General features: G+C 65.7%; 11 protein-coding genes. 8 read left to right on the forward strand and 3 right to left on the reverse strand.

Translation table 11 applies throughout. The features are described 5' to 3' along the window. The first annotated feature begins 21 nt into the window (after positions 1 to 21). The 8 genes from KUTG_RS65750 to KUTG_RS41100 all read left to right on the forward strand — a co-directional run bounded on the left by KUTG_RS65750 (position 22) and on the right by KUTG_RS41100 (position 14,096). On the forward strand, positions 22 to 6,828 hold the full coding sequence (locus KUTG_RS65750; protein ID WP_052396004.1) for an RHS repeat-associated core domain-containing protein: 6,807 nt from the start codon (positions 22 to 24) through the stop codon (positions 6,826 to 6,828). 9 nt (positions 6,829 to 6,837) lie between these two features. Then, a complete protein-coding gene (locus tag KUTG_RS59590; RefSeq protein WP_157495146.1) occupies positions 6,838 to 7,365 on the forward strand; it encodes a hypothetical protein in 528 nt (175 codons plus the stop codon). A gap of 342 nt (positions 7,366 to 7,707) precedes the next feature. Then, complete coding sequence (locus KUTG_RS64520) at positions 7,708 to 9,558, forward strand: RHS repeat-associated core domain-containing protein (RefSeq protein ID WP_084580393.1); 1,851 nt, start codon at positions 7,708 to 7,710, stop codon at positions 9,556 to 9,558. A gap of 90 nt (positions 9,559 to 9,648) precedes the next feature. Beyond that, complete coding sequence (locus tag KUTG_RS59595; RefSeq protein ID WP_157495148.1) at positions 9,649 to 10,137, forward strand: hypothetical protein; 489 nt, start codon at positions 9,649 to 9,651, stop codon at positions 10,135 to 10,137. 600 nt (positions 10,138 to 10,737) lie between these two features. Beyond that, positions 10,738 to 12,357: a tetratricopeptide repeat protein gene (locus KUTG_RS57185; RefSeq protein ID WP_043724788.1), complete on the forward strand. Its 1,620-nt coding sequence runs from the start codon at positions 10,738 to 10,740 to the stop codon at positions 12,355 to 12,357. Positions 12,358 to 12,362: 5 nt separating this feature from the next. Next, the gene (locus KUTG_RS54580; RefSeq protein ID WP_052396005.1) at positions 12,363 to 13,370 is read left to right on the forward strand and encodes a tetratricopeptide repeat protein; all 1,008 of its coding nucleotides are present in this window, start codon (positions 12,363 to 12,365) and stop codon (positions 13,368 to 13,370) included. Between the two features lie 118 nt (positions 13,371 to 13,488). Beyond that, positions 13,489 to 13,683: a hypothetical protein gene (locus tag KUTG_RS41095; protein WP_043724789.1), complete on the forward strand. Its 195-nt coding sequence runs from the start codon at positions 13,489 to 13,491 to the stop codon at positions 13,681 to 13,683. Beyond that, positions 13,680 to 14,096, forward strand: coding sequence for a type II toxin-antitoxin system VapC family toxin (locus KUTG_RS41100; RefSeq protein WP_232241228.1), 417 nt, complete (start codon positions 13,680 to 13,682; stop codon positions 14,094 to 14,096). The genes KUTG_RS41095 and KUTG_RS41100 overlap by 4 nt, the downstream gene beginning before the upstream one ends. 48 nt (positions 14,097 to 14,144) lie before the next feature. Here KUTG_RS41100 and hpnH read toward each other — a convergent pair whose 3' ends face one another. Genes hpnH through shc form a run of 3 tightly spaced genes read right to left on the reverse strand, consistent with a single transcriptional unit; the run spans position 14,145 to position 17,516 of the window. Beyond that, complete coding sequence (gene hpnH / locus KUTG_RS41105) at positions 14,145 to 15,155, reverse strand: adenosyl-hopene transferase HpnH (protein WP_043724790.1); 1,011 nt, start codon at positions 15,153 to 15,155, stop codon at positions 14,145 to 14,147. After that, positions 15,152 to 15,688 (reverse strand): nucleoside phosphorylase-I family protein, encoded by a 537-nt coding sequence (locus tag KUTG_RS41110; protein ID WP_043724792.1) that lies wholly within the window; start codon positions 15,686 to 15,688, stop codon positions 15,152 to 15,154. Before KUTG_RS41110 ends, hpnH begins: the two co-directional genes overlap by 4 nt. After that, positions 15,681 to 17,516, reverse strand: coding sequence for a squalene--hopene cyclase (gene shc / locus KUTG_RS41115; RefSeq protein WP_232241229.1), 1,836 nt, complete (start codon positions 17,514 to 17,516; stop codon positions 15,681 to 15,683). Before shc ends, KUTG_RS41110 begins: the two co-directional genes overlap by 8 nt. Between the last annotated feature and the right edge of the window lie 91 nt (positions 17,517 to 17,607).

Genomic DNA, 17,607 nt, shown 5'->3' on the forward strand with positions numbered 1-17,607 from the left:
AGAATCCTTTTGACGAGAACAGTGGCCGCCGGTGTGGCGATCGCGCTGGTGGCCACCACGGCCCAGGCCGTGGCCGCGCCGAACGGCAGCGGTTGGCACGGCCTCGGCTGGGATCTTCCTACGTTGCAACAGGTCGGCGCGGTTGCCGGCCAGGCCGTCCCCAACCGACCGATCCAGGTGCCGCCGCCGTCTTCGGCCCCGGCGCCACAGGTCGCGTGGCCGGTCGCGGCCACCTATCACCTCGGCGTGCCCTCTGAAGTCGGCGCCGCGCAGCCTGCCGGCAGCATGTCCGTCGCGCGAGCCGTGAGCGCCACCCCGCACTCCACCGGGCAGTTCGACGTCGTCGCCGTCGACCACACGGTCGCGGCCGCTGCCTCTGTGCCGGGATCGCTGATCCAGGTGAAGCCGGTGTCCGGAGACACGGGCGGCCCGCTGACGCTGCGCCTCGACTACTCGGGCGCAGACGGGGCATACGGCGCGGACTACGGCCGCCGCCTGGGGTTCGTGCAGTATCCGGCCTGCATTCTGACCACGCCGGACCAGGACCAGTGCCATCAGGCCACGTCCCTGGACTCGTCCAACGACCTTGCCCACAAGGCGGTCTCCACCGACGTGACGATGCCGTCGGCGACAGAAGGCGTTGTCGTCGCGGCGGTCGCCGGCACGAGCTCGGACAGCGGCGACTTCGCCGCGGCGAGCCTGTCGTCCTCGGGCTCCTGGACATCGGGCGGCGCCGGCGGCGACTTCGCGTACACCTATCCCATCGGTGCGCCGGCAGCCATCGGCGGGCAGGCCCCGAGCGTCGCGCTGTCCTATTCGTCGGGCAGCGTGGACGGCCTCACCGCGGCCAGCAACGACCAGGCTTCGTTCGTCGGCGAGGGTTGGAACCTGGCTGCCGGTGGATTCGTGGCGCGCAGCTACAAGCCGTGCGCTCAGGATCTCGGCGGCAACAACGGACAGCGCAAGACCGGCGACGCCTGCTGGGCCACGGACAACGCGACGATCTCCTTCGGCTCGATCAGCGGCCAACTGGTCAAGGCCGGCGACACGTGGCATCCGAGGGACGACGACGGGTCCAAGGTCGAGCGGCTGACGGGCGCGTCCAACGGCGACAACAACGGCGAGTACTGGAAGGTCACGACCAAGGACGGCACGCAGGCGTTCTTCGGCCTCAACCACCTGCCCGGCTGGCAGGGCGGCAACCCGGAGACCAACTCGACGCTGACCGAGCCGGTCTTCGGCAACAACAACCTGGAGCCCTGTCACCAGACCGCCTTCGCGGACTCAGCGTGCGACCAGGCCTGGCGCTGGAACCTCGACTACGTCGTCGACCCCCACGGCAACGCGATCGTGTACTTCTATGACAAGGAAACCAACTACTACAACAAGAACCTCGGCACGGCCGGCGTCCGCTACGACCGCGACGGCTACCTCGACCACATCGACTACGGCCTGAACACCAACGTCGGCAGCCTGTTCACCAGTGCTCCGCCTGCTCGGGTCAAGTTCGACACCGCGCAGCGGTGCGCGTCGGACGCGACGGGCAACTGCGATATCCCCAACGACCTCATATGCGCCCAGAACGCGCACTGTGAAGGCATTTCACCTGCGTTCTTCAGCACCAAGAAGCTGACGACCATCACCACTCAGGTCAGCGACGGCAAGGGCGGCGAGACCCCGATCAACCAGTGGGCGCTGAGCCAGTCCCTGCCCTTCACGGACGACGGCAACAGTCCGGCGCTCTGGTTGGACAGCGTCATCCACACCGGCAAGGCCGGCGGCCGTGACATCACCATGCCGCCGACCACCTTCGGCCACAAGCTGATGGCCAACCGGGTCGACCTGACCCACAACTACACGGCGTTCAACCACAGCCGTATCGAGACCATCGTCAACGAGTTGGGCGGCAAGACGACCGTCACCTACTCGGACCCGGACTGCTCACCGACGAACCTGCCGACACCGTCGAGCAACGGCCGACGCTGTTACCCGATCTACTGGACGCCGGGCGGCGCGACCGAACCGGTGATGGACTGGTTCAACAAGTACGTCGTCACGTCCATCACCGATGATGGCGCCACCGCGCTGTCGCAGCCGATGCTGACCAGGTACGACTACGGCGAGGGGCCGGACAGCGGCGCCTGGCACTTCGACGAGAACGTGTTGAGCGACAACAAGTACCGCACGTTCTCGGAGTGGCGCGGCTACGACCAGGTGACCACCACCAAGGGCCAGGCCAACGATCCGGCCGGCCCACAGACGGTGACCAAGGCCGTCTACATGCGCGGCATGGACGGCTTCGCAGTGCCGGCGACGCAAGGCGACATCCCCGGGCCGTCGATCGTCGACAGCAAGCAGTTCGCCGGCTACCCACGCGAGACCGTCGGCTACTACAACGGCAAAGCGATCAGCGCGACCATCAGCGACCCGTGGAGCTCTCCCGCCACCGGCACCGACGACAACGACGGCACCCAGTCGTTCATCATCGGCACCGCGACCGCGAGCGGGCTGACCTGGTTGGCGGCGAGCAATGCCTGGCGCACCAGCAGGACGTCGAGCACGTTCGACAGCCTCGGCCAGGTCACGTCGAGCGAGAACGACGGCGACGTCAGCGATCCGAGCCAGGCGACGTGCACGAGGTTCACCTATGCGCAGAACTCGGGCGCGTGGATGATGAGCTACCCGCAGGAGACGCAGAAGATCTCGGGCAAGTGCTCGGCGGACAACCCGGCCGGCAGCGGCAACATCATCACCGACGTGCGCACCCGCTTCGACGGGCAGGGCTTCGGCGCCAGCCCGGCCAAGGGCGAGGTGACCGAGGTCGACGGCCTCGACACCTGGCCGTCCGGCGGGGCGGAGACGTTCCAGGCTCCCACCTCCACCAGCGCCTACGACGTCTACGGCCGGGCAACCGCGACAACCGATGCGTTGGGGCGCAGGACAACGATCAAGTTCACGCCGGACAGCGGCGGGCCGGTCACCCAGATCGCCACCACATCGCCGCCCGTCAACGGGTCAACGCCCGGCATGGTCACGACGAGGATCTTCGACCCCGTGTCCAGCGTGCTCCTCACCGCGATCGACGGCAGCGGTCTGCGCACCGACGGGGCCTACGACGCGTTGGGCCGACTGACCGCGGTGTGGAAGCCGGGGGAGAGCAAGGCCGCGAGCCAGCCCGCGAACGTCACCTACAGCTATAACGACAACGTCGGCAAACCAAGCACCGTGGTCACCAACTCCTTGCTGTCCAACGGCCAGTACGCGACGTCCTACGCGCTGGTCGACGGGCTCGGCAACACCGTGCAGACCCAGTCCCCGACTCCCCTGGGCGGTCGGCTGGTGTCCGACACGTACTTCGACTCACAGGACCGGGCCTGGAAGTCGCACGCCGCGTACTGGAACAACGCGGCGGCGCCCGGCGGTGATCTGCTTGTCGTGCAGGACAGTTCGGTCGCCAGCACCACTGTGTCCAATTTCGACAGTGCCGGCCGGTCCGTCGCCTCGATCTTCGAGCTCAACGGCACCGAGCAGTGGCGAACGACGTCCAGCTACGACGGTGACCGCGTGACCACCGTGCCGCCCAACGGCGGCACTGCTTCGACCGTCATCTCCAACGGCCTCGGGCAGAAGACGAAGCTGTTGCAGTACAAGGATCCGACCAGGACCGGTCCGAGCGACGCCGCCGACGTGACCAGCTACACCTACACCGCGGCCGGACTTCCCGCCACGGTCACGGATCCCACCGGCAAGAACACCTGGACGACCACGTACGACCTGCACGGCCGCAAGACGAGCTCCACGGACCCGGATGCCGGGACGTCGTCGACCACCTACGACGCGATGGGGCAGGTGCTCACCACCACCGACAGCCGTGGCAAGACCCTCGCGTATGCCTACGACGGCATCGGCCGTAAGACCGGGGAGTTCGCGGGATCGACGTCCGGGCCGCAGCTGGCCGGCTGGGCCTACGACACCCTCCTCAAGGGCCTGCCGTCGAGTTCAACCCGGTACTACAACGGCAACGCCTACACCACCTCGGTGTACAAATACGACGACGCTGGCCGGCCGCTCGGCGTGAAATACACCATCCCGAGCTCCGAGGGCCTGCTCGCCGGGAACTACCTGTTCCAGGTCTTCTACGACAAGTACACGGGCGCGGTCACCAGCCAGTCCAGCCCCGCCGCCGGCGGTCTGGACGGCGTGAGCATCGAGCGCCACTACGACTCGTTCGGCGATCCCACGACCCTGGACGAGGTGTCCAACGACGCGGACACGCCGCTGGTGTCGGAGACCGACTACAGCGCGTACGGCCAGGTGTTGCGCACCTTGTTCGCCGATCCGAACCAGCCCAACCAGGTCGCCGTCACCAATGTCTTCGACGCCGGCACCGGACGCCTGCAGAGCACCCTCGCCGAGCGGTCGGCCGCGTCGAACTACATGATCACCAACCGGGCGTACGGCTACGACAACGCCGGCCACATCACGTCCATCGCGGACACCCCCCAGGGCTCGGCCGCCGACGTCCAGTGCTTCACCACCGACTACCTCCAGCGCCTGACCCAGGCGTGGACACCCACCTCCGGCAAATGCGCCGACACCCCGTCATCGTCCGCGATCGGCGGCGCTGCGCCGTACTGGCTGTCGTGGACCTACGACCAGACCGGCAACCGCCTTCAGCAGACCCAGCACGCCGTCACCGGCGACACCGTCAGCAACTACACCTATCCCGCCGCCGGCTCGCCGCAACCGCACACGCTGCTCAACGTCCAGACCAGCGGGCCCGCCGGGAGCAGCCAGAACACCTACACCTACGACTCCGCCGGCAGCACCAAGACCCGCAACCTTGCCGGCTCGACTCAGACCCTCACCTACGACGACGAGGGCAGCCTGGCGACCGCGCAGGACTCTTCCGGCGCCACCAGCACCTACATCAACGACGCCAGCGGCAACCGCCTCATCACGCGCGACTCCTCCGGCACCACCCTGTCCATCGGCGACATGGAGGTGTACCTCGCCCCTGGCTCCCGCTTCCCGACCGGCAACCGCTACTACGACTTCAACGGGCAGAAGGTTGCCCAGCGCGGCTCGGTCACCGGGCTCTCCTGGACGCTCAGCGATCATCAGGGCACCGCGTACGCGTCCGTGAACGCGGACACCTTGGCCGTCACTCAGCGGCGTCAGGATCCGTTCGGCAATTCCCGTGGCCCCGCCACCTTGTGGCCTGACCGCCACGGCTTCGTCGGCGGTCTTCAGGACTCCACCGGTCTCACCCAGCTCGGCGCCCGTGGCTACGACTCCGCCACTGGCCGCTTCGCCCAGGCCGATCCCGTCGTCGACACCGGCGATCCGCAGCAGATGAACGGCTATTCCTACGCCAACGGATCGCCGATCAGCTCCGCCGACCCCTCCGGCATGGCCCCGGCCCCGTGCCCCAACACCGCCGGTGCTCGCCCGGCCTGCGGCATCAACGGCCCCGGCATCCCCGGCCACGGCAACCAGCCCGACCCCCAGCCGGCCCCGAAGCAGAACCAGCCCGCGCCGGCCCCGCCCCAGCCTTCGCGGTCCAGCTGCAGCCGGTGGAACCTCGGTTGCCAGGTAGAGGCGCATGCGAACTTGTTTATCGCGGTGGTGGCCGTCGTAGCCGTCGCTGCCACGATCGCTTGCACCCTTTCGACGTTCGGCACTTGCCTCATATTCGTCGCCGCCGGCGCGACTGAGGGCGCGATGTGGGGCGGCACCGGCATGTTGATCGGTGCCGCCGTCTCCTCCAGCGCCGAGCTGCTCGGCGGCCTCGCACTAGCAGGTGGTGCCGGGGTCGCCGCGACCGAAATAGCGGATGCGGCCAGCGGCGAGGCCAAGTCCCTGGAGGGTGTCGGTTCGGTGACCGCGGAAACCGACGCCGCCGCCGGTGGCTTAGCCGCGGAAACCGATACCGTCGCTGCGGAGGCCGGTTCCGCTGCCAGGCAGGTTGCTGACGAGGAGCCCCCACCGGCGGCGTCCCCGTCCAGGTTGTCGGACACCTGTGACAGCTTCGTCGCAGGCACCACCGTCCTGATGGCTGATGGTACTTCCGAGCCCATTCAGGACGTTCACGTCGGTGACCAGATCGCCAACAAGGATCCCGCCACCGGTCAGGTCCAGACCCACACTGTGATGGCCACGCACATCACCGACGACGACACCGACTTTATCGACCTGACCGTGCAGACGGCGACTGGTACCAGTAGCATCACGGTTACCGCCCACCACCTGTTCTGGGACGTCACCACCCATACATGGGTTGAAGCTGCCGATCTGCACGTCGGGGACCAACTTGATGCCGAGGGATCAAGGGTCGCCTTCGTTGCGACTGTTCACCGCTATGTCGGCTCCATGCGCACATATAACATCACGGTTGACGGCGTGCATTCGTACTATGTGCTGGCGCGTGGAACTCCTGTCCTCGTTCATAACTGTGGCGGATCCGACCCGGCTCATAGTTCTACATGCGATTGCGCTAATGACGGTAAGCCGGCGCTGAAGCGCGGCCCTAAGCCTGCAGGTACCGGCCCGCACAACCTGAAGATCTCTGAGGTTGCCGATCAGGTGACGGATGGCGCAGTGGTGCGTGGAGGTGGATTGGTTCCTGAAAGGGAGTTTGCCACGCCTGGAGGGTTTCGTAGTTCACGCCGCCCCGACATCCTTGTTGAAAGGCCTGATGGTAGTATGTATGGCATCAATGTTGGAAAACAGTCGCTACGATCTGGTGCACCTATTAAGCGAGAGGCTGAAGCGCTGCAGGATCTTGAATCGATCGGACTTCCTATGTACTTCGTTGCCTACAATTAGCGAGTTTCGATGAAGTTGACACTTCGGTTCCACGGTGACCGGCAAGAGGTGTGCGAATTGGCCTGGTGGTGGGCTAATGAATTGAAGACGAGCCTGGTCGTGGAGCGTTTTTTTCCTGCCTATGAGGCGAGACTTGTGGGTCGAGATGAACTAATCGGGTTGGCGAGATGTGATGGGAGTATTAATCGAATCTCCTTAAGTCCGGCACCTGTCGATGTAGACGCCTCTTCGCCTCTCGACTACATAAAGCTGAATCCAAACTCGTTGTCGATCGACCTTGGCAAGCAGTCCGATGAGGTTTTGAGGGAGTCATTTCTCGCCGGCGTGGCTGATGATTTGAAGATCGCAAATGAGTGGAAAAAAGTTCGAAGTCTGGCGACAAAGTCGATGGGCAAAGGTGTGTGGGTGGAGAATGTGATGTCCGGCGCGCGTTCGCGTGTGGCTAATCATTACTACACCGGCGAGGCGAGGCGGCTCGCCGAATCCGGGGTGATTCTAATGGGGGCTACGGACTGGATTGTATACCATCTTGACTAATTTTCCTCCTCGCTGAAACTCTTAGTGTTATTTACGAGTAGTTATCGGCCGAGTCGATAGAATCCAAGCATCACAACTACCGGAGGGTAGTCGGGAGCTCTGCGAGGCGACCGAGATACCCGGTGGCGAAGATCTTCCAGTTCTTCAGATGTAACTATTTAGCTGGGCAGCACCAAGACCCGCAACCTTGCCGGCTCGACTCAGACCCTCACCTACGACGACGAGGGCAGCCTGGCGACCGCGCAGGACTCTTCCGGCGCCACCAGCACCTACATCAACGACGCCAGCGGCAACCGCCTCATCACGCGCGACTCCTCCGGCACCACCCTGTCCATCGGCGACATGGAGGTGTACCTCGCCCCTGGCTCCCGCTTCCCGACCGGCAACCGCTACTACGACTTCAACGGGCAGAAGGTTGCCCAGCGCGGCTCGGTCACCGGGCTCTCCTGGACGCTCAGCGATCATCAGGGCACCGCGTACGCGTCCGTGAACGCGGACACCTTGGCCGTCACTCAGCGGCGTCAGGATCCGTTCGGCAATTCCCGTGGCCCCGCCACCTTGTGGCCTGACCGCCACGGCTTCGTCGGCGGTCTTCAGGACTCCACCGGTCTCACCCAGCTCGGCGCCCGTGGCTACGACTCCGCCACTGGCCGCTTCGCCCAGGCCGATCCCGTCGTCGACACCGGCGATCCGCAGCAGATGAACGGCTATTCCTACGCCAACGGATCGCCGATCAGCTCCGCCGACCCCTCCGGCATGGCCCCGGCCCCGTGCCCCAACACCGCCGGTGCTCGCCCGGCCTGCGGCATCAACGGCCCCGGCATCCCCGGCCACGGCAACCAGCCCGACCCCCAGCCGGCCCCGAAGCAGAACCAGCCCGCGCCGGCCCCACCCCAGCCCGCACGTTCCAGCTGCAGCTGGTGGTCCCTCGTCTGCGAGATCGCCCAACAGGCGACGTTTTTCGTGGCCGTCGTAACCGTGGTCGCCGTAGCCGCCACGATCACCTGTGCCATCCTGACAGCAGGTGCTTGTCTGGTTCCCATCGGCGTTGCTGCGCTTGAGGGTTCGATGTTCGGCGGCTCCGCGATGCTTATCTCCGGGGCTGTGGCTGCCACTGTGGAAGCGGTGGGGGCCGTCGGTACCGCAGTTGCCCTCACGGCAGGTGCCGGTGCTGTCGCCGTGAAGATCGCCGAGGACGTCGCAGACGACCAAGGCGCCCTGGACGGCGCCCTTGCGAAGGGTGGCGGTAGTCCTGCCCTCAAACCCCCTGGCGAAGAGCCCCCGGTCCTGAAGCCTCCCACGACGAAGCCTGGAGCCACTGAGCCTCCCGTATCCAAGCCAGCGGCCGAGAGCGATCCCGCAGCGAGGCCGTCAGAGACCTGCGACAGCTTCGTTGCCGGCACCGCGGTCCTGATGGCTGATGGCTCCAGCAAGCCCATTCAGGACGTTCACGTCGGTGACCAAATCGCCAATAAGGATCCCGACACCGGTCAGGTTCAGATCCACGCTGTAATGGCCACGCATCTCACCGACGACGACACCGACTTTGTCGACCTGACCGTACAGACACCATCTGGTACCAGCGGCATCACCGTCACGGCCCATCATTTGTTCTGGAACGTGACGACACAACAGTGGGTGGCCGCGGATAGCCTGAGGCTCGGCGACCGACTGGATACGCCTGGCGGATACACGGCTACGGTTGGTGAAGTTCGACCGCACCAAGGGGGGCGTCGGACTTTCAATCTGACCGTTGATGCAGTCCATGACTACTATGTAATTGTTGGCCTTAGTTCGGTGCTGGTGCATAACTGTCCTGACAGGGGAAAGTATGGTCAGGTGCAGCCAGCCGGGTCGGGCAATGAGATTAATCATATGCCGCAGAACGCTTCTACTCCGATTTCCCAGTACAGTGGCCCTGCGATTCGAATGCTACGTGAAGACCATCGAGCGCTTTACTCTACGGGCGGCTATATGCAATCTCGAGCCTGGCTTGCCATGCAGAAGGACTTGGTCGGCTCAGGTCGGATCGACCGCGCGCTGATGAACGACATTAATGATGTCGTTTCGAGATTTCCCGGCAAGTACAACAACGCTATCGGCGAGTTGATCGGCTCACTTTCAAGTAATAGCGCATATCAGGCGTTGCGGGGAATTCGGAGTGAAGTTTCGGTTCAGCTAGCATTGTGGTAAGGTGATTGGGAGCCCTTTCGATTAGAGGTTAAAATGGATCTAACTGTGGAGCCCTCGGTAAGTGTAGGACCGCTTACTCTCGGTATGCCCGTGCTTGAAGCGGAGCAGATGCTCTACCGTATCGAGGGTGCTGTAACTCCCGGATCTGATGGCCGTCGCAACCCTGGATTTGTTCACTTTCTGTCCGGCATGTCTATTCAAGTTGAACCTGATGACATCGGTAGGCTGCGTTCTGTCCAGATTTATAGACCATCTGAAGGCGTGCGTGTTCTGTATAGAGGCGTGTCCCTGTTTGAGACGCCCGCTGACGATCTAATGCGAATTCTGGCTGCGGAGGGACGGCTTGATATTGAAGACGATGGGCTCTTCGTTGTCGCGCCCGATTTGTATATGTCCTTTGTTCGAGACACTTTGGCTGACGGGTTGGACGATAACGGGCGATATTTTGAATCCCTGCTGATGGCTAGGCCTGGCTATGGGGATCGATACGAGCGCTCAGTCTGGCCTTCTGGGGAATTGGCGGCACCGGTTGTTGGTGATGTCCGCGTGATGGATCCTGACCAGGGCTCGTTGTTTTAACTCGCCGAGCCCGTTCTGCTTATGGAAGAGTCTTGGCTTGGGAGGTCATGGTCGATCCTGGCGGATGATCCCGAATGAATGCGTCGAGGCTGCAGTTCGGCTGATTCTCGAAGGAGTTGATGGTTGGGTTGACATAGGATTTCTGTACACTGCGAGCTGTTGGATGTCCACATCTTTAGGCGCCGATCGGCCGGTGGATTTCGGGCGGAAAGTTAGGCTTGGGGAAATTTCACACTCAGGTTGAGTGGGAAGTTTCGATCTTGCTGCAACTTTGGTTGAGGGTAAGAAGGTTGGCTGTCCGATTGGGTGATAGTCCAACCCGAGTTCACACTTGTCCAATGATTTTAAGATTTCGGAATGCCGGATTGATTCTATTGATGACCGATTATTTGAAGAGTGTAAATCGGAGGGCTGGCCGGTTTCCTTTGATATAGGCGCCTGTCGAAAGCCGGACTCTTGCCGCTCGCAATCGCGTTGATGAAGGTGGGCGGTATAGAGAGGAAACGGCGAAATGGGGGGTTCGGGCGGTTGTGATCGGAGCAGACCCTTGCGGTGTTCGGCGGGATAGACTGGCCGGACCTGGTGTAGGGGAGGGCCCGAGTGTCGGATACGCCGTTGATCCGGAGTCTGCGCGCGGCGGTGGAGGCGGTGCCGGGGGACGTGACGCTGAGGCTGCACCTGGCGGAGCAGCTGCTGGCGGTGGGGGACGGCGAAGGGGCGGCGGAGCAGGCGGCGACGGCGCTGCAACATGATCCGATGTCGGGGGCGGCGAGGGCTGTGCTCGGGAGGGCGCTGGGGATCCCAGGGGAGCGCGGGGGCAGGCCGGCGGAAGTGGCGCGGGCCGTAGCGGAGCCGGAAGCGGACTTAGGGGAGTCTGAAGCGAACGCGGAGCGGCTGCGGACGACGGCGGAGCCGGAGGAGCAGCTGGCGGAGCCGGAGCGAGCGGAAGCGCAGCGACGGCCGGAGCCTGAATGGACGGTGAAGCCGGAGCACGCGGAAGCGGAGCGGGAGGCGAAGCCGGCGGAGCTGGAGCGCGCGGAGGCGGAACCTGCGGAGCAAGAGCAGGTGAAGGCGGAGCCGGAACCAGCGAAAGCGGAGCAAAAGGCGAAGCCGACAGAGCCTGAACTGGCGAAGGTGGAGCCGGAGCAAGAAAAGGCGAAGCCCCGAGAGCCGAAGCACGCGGGAGCGGAGCAAGAGGCGAAGCCGGCGGAGCGAGCGCGGGCGAAGGCGGAACCCAAAGACGCCCAAGAACCCCGAGAACCCCAAGAGCCGGAAGCCCAAGAGCCTGTGCCGGTGGGGGAAGTGGTGTTCGACTGGGCGGCCGCCGAAGAAGAGCTGGGATTCCTGGACGTCGAAGAAGGCCGGATCACGCTGAACGACGTGGGAGGCCTGAAGGCGGTGAAGGAGAGGCTGGAAGCGGCCTTTCTGGCGCCGATGAGGAACCCGGAGCTCCGCAGGCTGTACGGGAAGAACACGAGGGGCGGCCTGATGTTGTACGGCCCGCCGGGGTGTGGGAAGACGTTCATGGCCCGGGCGGTGGCGGGGGAGTTGGGGGCGAAGTTCATCTCGGTGACGCTGTCGGATGTGCTGGACATGTACATCGGCCAGTCGGAGCGGAACCTGCACGAGATGTTCGAGACGGCCCGGAGGAACGCGCCGTGCGTGCTGTTCCTGGACGAGGTGGACGCGCTGGGGCAGAAGAGGAGCCAACTGAGGTCCTCGGCGATGCGGGGCACGGTGAACCAGCTGCTGGTGGAGCTGGACGACGTGAGGGACAGCAACGAAGGTGTCTTCGTGCTGGCGGCGACGAACCATCCCTGGGACGTGGACACGGCGCTGAGGAGGCCAGGGCGGTTCGACCGGACGCTGCTGGTGCTGCCGCCGGACGGAGAGGCGAGGCAGGCGATCCTGAGGTACCACCTGAAAGGGAGGCACGCGGAAGGGATCGACATCGCGAAGCTGGCGAAGCGCACGGAGGGCTACTCGGGGGCGGATCTGGCGCACGCCTGTGATGTGGCGGCGGAGAAGGCGCTGCTGGACTCGGTCCGGAGTGGACGGACGAGGATGATCGGGGCGAAGGACCTGGAAGAGGCGCTGAAGGAAGTGCGGCCGTCGACGGGGCCCTGGTTCGCGGCGGCGAGGAACGTGGCGATGTTCGCCAACGAAGGCGGACAGTACGACGAGCTGCTGGCCTATATGAAGAAGCACCGGCTGGCCTGAGCGAAATGGACAGCATCGGCCGGGCGAGAACGCTGATCGACCTGGGGCGCCACGAGCAGGCCCGGGCGGAGCTGGCGAAGGCCCTGGCGGACGACCCGGCCTCGACGGAAGCCTGGTGCCTGATGGCCCAGTGCGAACAGAAGGCGGGCGACCCGCAGGCGATGCTGCACGCGGCGAGGCAGGCGCTGGCGTCCAACCCGGACAGTGAATGGGCGCACCGGCTGCAGTCGCTGGCCCTGCACAAGCTGCGCAGGCACGAAGAGGCGATCGCGGCGGCGAGGGAAGCGACGAGGCTGGCCCCACATCAGTGGCAACAGTACGTGGTGCTGGTGACGGCGCTGATCCCGTTGCTGGACAAGCACTATGTCGAAGCGACGGAGGCGGCGGACCAGGCGGTGCAGCTGGCGCCGCTGCAAGCGGAGACGCACCTGACGAGGGGCGTCCTCAACGGGGCCAAAGGGAATCTGCCGGAGGCGGAGCGGAACTACCGCGAGGCGCTGAGGCTGGACCCGGAGAACGCGGCGGCCCGGAACAACCTGGCGACGATCGAGCTGAGGAGCAACAACCTCGAAGCGGCGACGGCGGGTTTCGCGGCGGCGCTGGCGGAGAACCCGAGACTCCAGGTGGCGAGGGACAACATCGACCTGGTGTGTCGCAGGGTCCTCAGGGGCGCCCGCCTGGCGGCGCAGACGGTGTTCATCGGCACGGGCTTCGTGACGATCACGTACGACGGCGGCCCGCTGTTCCCGACGGTGGTGGCGGCGCTGCTGGCGATCATGTGGCTGGTGATGGTGGCCAAGCTGGTGGGACGCCTGGCCAAACCGGTGCGAAGCCACCTGGGCCGGTTGATACGCAACGACCGCCGCCACACGCCGACGGTGCTGTCCACAGTGGCCTTCATCGCGGCCGCGCTGGCGGCCGCCTGGATGCCGGTCTCCGTGCTGACGGCCGGCATCCTGGCCACCGTCGTCTACTTCGTCACCGACCGACTGCGGCGCGCAAGGACTGCTTGAGCGAGCCGCGTAATATAGCTTACCGTAGTTTGTGGTGACAGTGGGTAGCCTGTTTCGGTGTGGAGGCCCCTCGGTATGCTGGGACCTGTCCGTCCGTACCCGGTCTGGTGGAGGCCTCATGAGCACGTCTGACGCGGACTACACCAGGCTGCCCGCCCGTCCGCTGCTCTCGGTGGAGGAATTGCTGGCCGCGAAACACACCCAGCCGATCCAGTCCCTCGACGACCTGGCGGCCGACACTTTCGAATCGGACGAGGAGTTGGACGAGTTTCTCGCCTTCAACTACTCGGAACGTCATCGAGACATCGCGTGAGTGTGGTGATGCAACCGGTCATCCTCGACACCGACGTCGCCTCCCTAAGCCACAAGCGCAAGCTGACCGGGCCGCTGGCCGCTCGCCTGATCGGCAGGCGTCCGCTCATCACCTTCGTGACCTTCGGTGAACTCACCAAGTGGACCGAGATCAGGCATTGGGGCACCCGTAGTCGGCAGGAACTGGCGGACTGGCTTTCCGGCATCCCGATTCTTCCGGGCGACGAGCCCGTAGCCGCCACCTGGGGCCGACTCTCGGCGGCTGGCACGTTGCGCGGCCGTCCGCGCCCGGTCAATGACATGTGGATCGCCGCTTGCGCGCTGACCTATGACCTGCCGCTGGCGACGTTGAATGTCAAGGACTACGCGGACTTCAAGGAGTACCACGGCCTTCGCCTGCTCGGTGTCGACTGACCGACCACCGTGTTGGTGGGGCCGAGGCTGGCGCCGCGGCCCCGTTCGTCACCGACCGACTGCGGCGCGCAAGGACTGCTTGAGCGAGCCGAGCGTGGCCAACACGGCGGTGGGCTCGTACCCGCAATGCGCCATGCAGTTGGCGCAGCGGGGATCCTTGCCCCGGCCGTAGGCGTCCCAGTCGGTGTCGTCGATGAGCTCCCGGTAGGTCTTGGCGTAGCCGTCGGACATCAGGTAGCACGGCTTCTGCCACCCCAGCAGGGAATACGACGGAATGCCCCACGCGGTGCAGGAGAAGTCGACCTTGCCCTCGAGGAAGTCCAGGAACAGCGGGGAGTGGTTGAGACGCCACCGCTTGCGCCGGCCGTCGGCGAAGGCCTTGCGGAACAGCTCCCGCGTCTCCTGCACGCCCAGGAAGTGCTCCTGGTCGGGCGCCTTCTCGTAGGCGTAGGCGGGCGAGATCATCATCTCGCTGACCTTGAGGTCGTCGTTGAGGTAGTCGAGCACCTCGATGACGGTCTGCGGGGTGTCGGTGTTGAAGAACGTGGTGTTGGTGGTGACCCGGAACCCGCGCTGCTGCAACTCCTTCACCGCGGCGACGGCCTCGTCGAACACGCCGTCCTTGTCCACGGACAGGTCGTGCCGCTCCTTCAGGCCGTCGATGTGCACGGCGAAGGCGAAGTACTTGGAGGGCTTGAAGTCGAACTTGTCGATGCGCTTGCGCAGCAGCACGGCGTTGGTGCACAGGAACACGTACTTCTTGCGCCGCACCAGCTCGTTGACGATCTCGTCGATCTGGGGGTGCATGAGCGGCTCGCCGCCGGCGATGGAGACCATCGGGGCGCCGCACTCCTCGATGGCGTTGATCGCGCGCTCGACCGGCATGCGCTGGCGCAGCAGGTCGTGGGGCTGCTGGATCTTGCCGCAGCCCGCGCATTTGAGGTTGCAGGCGAACAGGGGCTCCAGCTCGACGATGAGCGGGAACTTCTCGCGCCGGCGCAGCTTCTGCCCGAGCAGATAGCCGGCGATCCGCAGGCTCTGGTGCAACGGCATGTTCACTGGTGGACCTCTTTCACTTGCGACTCCGCCCAGTGCCGCAGCACCGGGCCGATAGCGGCGAGGCGGCGCAGCGCCACGACGCCGCCGCCGAGGGTTGCCGGTCCCAGTAGCGGCCGGGACGGCGTGTCGACGATGGCCCGCACCACGGCGTGCGGGCGATCGCCGGCGAGTGTGAGCACGCGGGCGGACTCCATGTCCACGGCCAGCGCGCCGGTGCTGCCAGCGAGTTCGGAGCGTTCGAACGAGTGCACCACGTGGTCGCTGAAGGCGATCGGCCCGTGGTGCACGACGAAGCCGTTGCCACGCAACGACAACGCCAACGAGAGGTCGTCGACGACGAGGTCGCCGGGGGTGATGCCGTCGACGAGGGCCCCGGCGAGCCCGGCGACGACCAAGGGCACGCCGGGCGCGGGCGAGAGCCGGGAGGGGTGCCGTACACCCATCCCGACGGCGATCACCGGCACGCCACGCAGCCCGCGTCGCAACGCGAACTGCTCGATCCGCAGCGCGGTGGCGACGACGAGATCAGCCATCGAGGTACCGTCCGAGCGCGGTCAACGGGAAGACCAGGCGGTAAAGGTGGTAGTTGATGTAGAAGTCGCCGGGGAAGCCGGTGCCGGTGAACTGCGGCTCGTCCCAGGTCCCGTCGGAACGCTGCGTGGCGACGAGCCAGCGGATGCCCCGTTCGGTCGCGGTGCCGCGCTCGCCGGCCGACAGCAGCGCGAGCAGCGCCCACGCGGTCTGCGACGCGGTCGAGTCGCCCCGCCCGACCCACGATTTGTCCCGATAGGACCGAAGGTCCTCGCCCCAGCCGCCGTCGGCGTTCTGGTGCTGCTCCAGCCACTTCACGGCCCGCCGGACCGACGGGTGCACGGTCGGCACACCGGCGGCGATCAACGCCGGCACGACGGCGCCGGTGCCGTAGATGTGGTTCGCGCCCCACCGGCCGAACCACGAGCCGTCGGCCTCCTGGTTGTCCAGCAACCACTTCAGACCACGACGGGCCGGCTGGAGGCCGGAAAGCCCTTCGTGGGCCAGCATTTCCAGCACGTGCGCGGTGACGTCGGCGGACGGCGGGTCGATCACCGCGCCGAAGTCGCAGAACGGCAGCTTCTCGGCCAGCCGGCGGGTGTTGTCGGCGTCGAAGGCTCCCCAGCCGCCGTCCCGGGACTGCATGCCGATGGTCCATTCGACGGCCCGCCGCACCGCGGGCTCGTCGGCCGGCAGCATTCGCCGCAACGCCAACACGATCTCGGCGGTGTCGTCGACGTCGGGGTAGTTGTCGTTCTCGAACTCGAAGGCCCACCCGCCCGGCGGCAGCGAGGGCCGGCGCACGGCCCAGTCGCCGCGGACGGTGACTTCCTCGTCCAGCAACCAGTTTCCGGCGCTCTTCAACACGGGATCGTCCGCCGGCATGCCGGCGTCCAGCAGCGCCGTGACCGCCAGGGCGGTGTCCCACACCGGAGACTGGCACGCCTCCAGGCGACGGATCCCGTCCTCCTTGATGGTGAACTCGTCGAGCCCGTGGAGGGCCTTCTTGATCACTGGGTGGTCCAGCGGATAGCCCCGCAGGTGCAGGGCCAGGATGGAGTACACCCACGGCGGCTGGATCCCGCCCCACCCGCCGTCGGCCTCCTGGCGTGCGAGGATCCACTTGAGACCCTTGCGGATGGCGAACTCCCGCAACGGTTTCACCGGCAACTTGGCGTGCAGGTGCAGCACCCTGTCCAGACGCTGGAAGAACCCGCCCCAGCTCAGCGCGGGCTCGAAGGGCTCGTCGGGCTGGCCGGTCTTCAGCTCGGCCACCGAGATCCCGAGCGGACGCACCGGTCGCATCGAGCCGACGATGGTCAGCGGCACCACGGTCTGCCGGGCCCAGCAGCCCCAGTCGTAGATGTTGAGCGGGAACCACTTGGGCAGCAGGATCATCTCCGGCGGCAGCACCGGCAGCCGGTCCCACGACCATTCCCCGAACAGCGCCAGCCAGATCCGGGTGAACACCCGGCTCTTCTCGATGCCGCCGTTGTCCAGCACGAACTGCCGGGCCCGCACCATGTGGTCGGCGTCGGCCGGGTCGCCGGCCAGCTTCAGCGCGGTGTAGGCCTCAACGGTGGTGGACAGCTCGCCGGGGCCGCCGTAGAAGGTGGCCCAGGTGCCGTCCGCCCTTTGCTGCGAACGAATCCAGCCCGCGGTCTCCGCGGTGCCGGCGGGCTCCCGGATGCCGAGGAACTGCCGCATGAGCAGGTCCTCGGCGTCCATCGTGACGTTGGTCTGCAGCTCGCCCTTCCACCAGCCGTCGCCGTCCTGCAGCGACACAAGGTGGTCGATGGCCCTGCGCCGGGCCAGGTCGACATCGCTCACCGATCGCGCTCCGTCACGAAGTGCGTGATCTGCCACAGAGCCTCCCGAATCTCCGCAGGGGCGCCGACGGCGTCGAGATCCTCGCCGGCCG

It is taken from the genome of Kutzneria sp. 744 (genome assembly GCF_000568255.1).
Lineage (GTDB): Bacteria > Actinomycetota > Actinomycetes > Mycobacteriales > Pseudonocardiaceae > Kutzneria.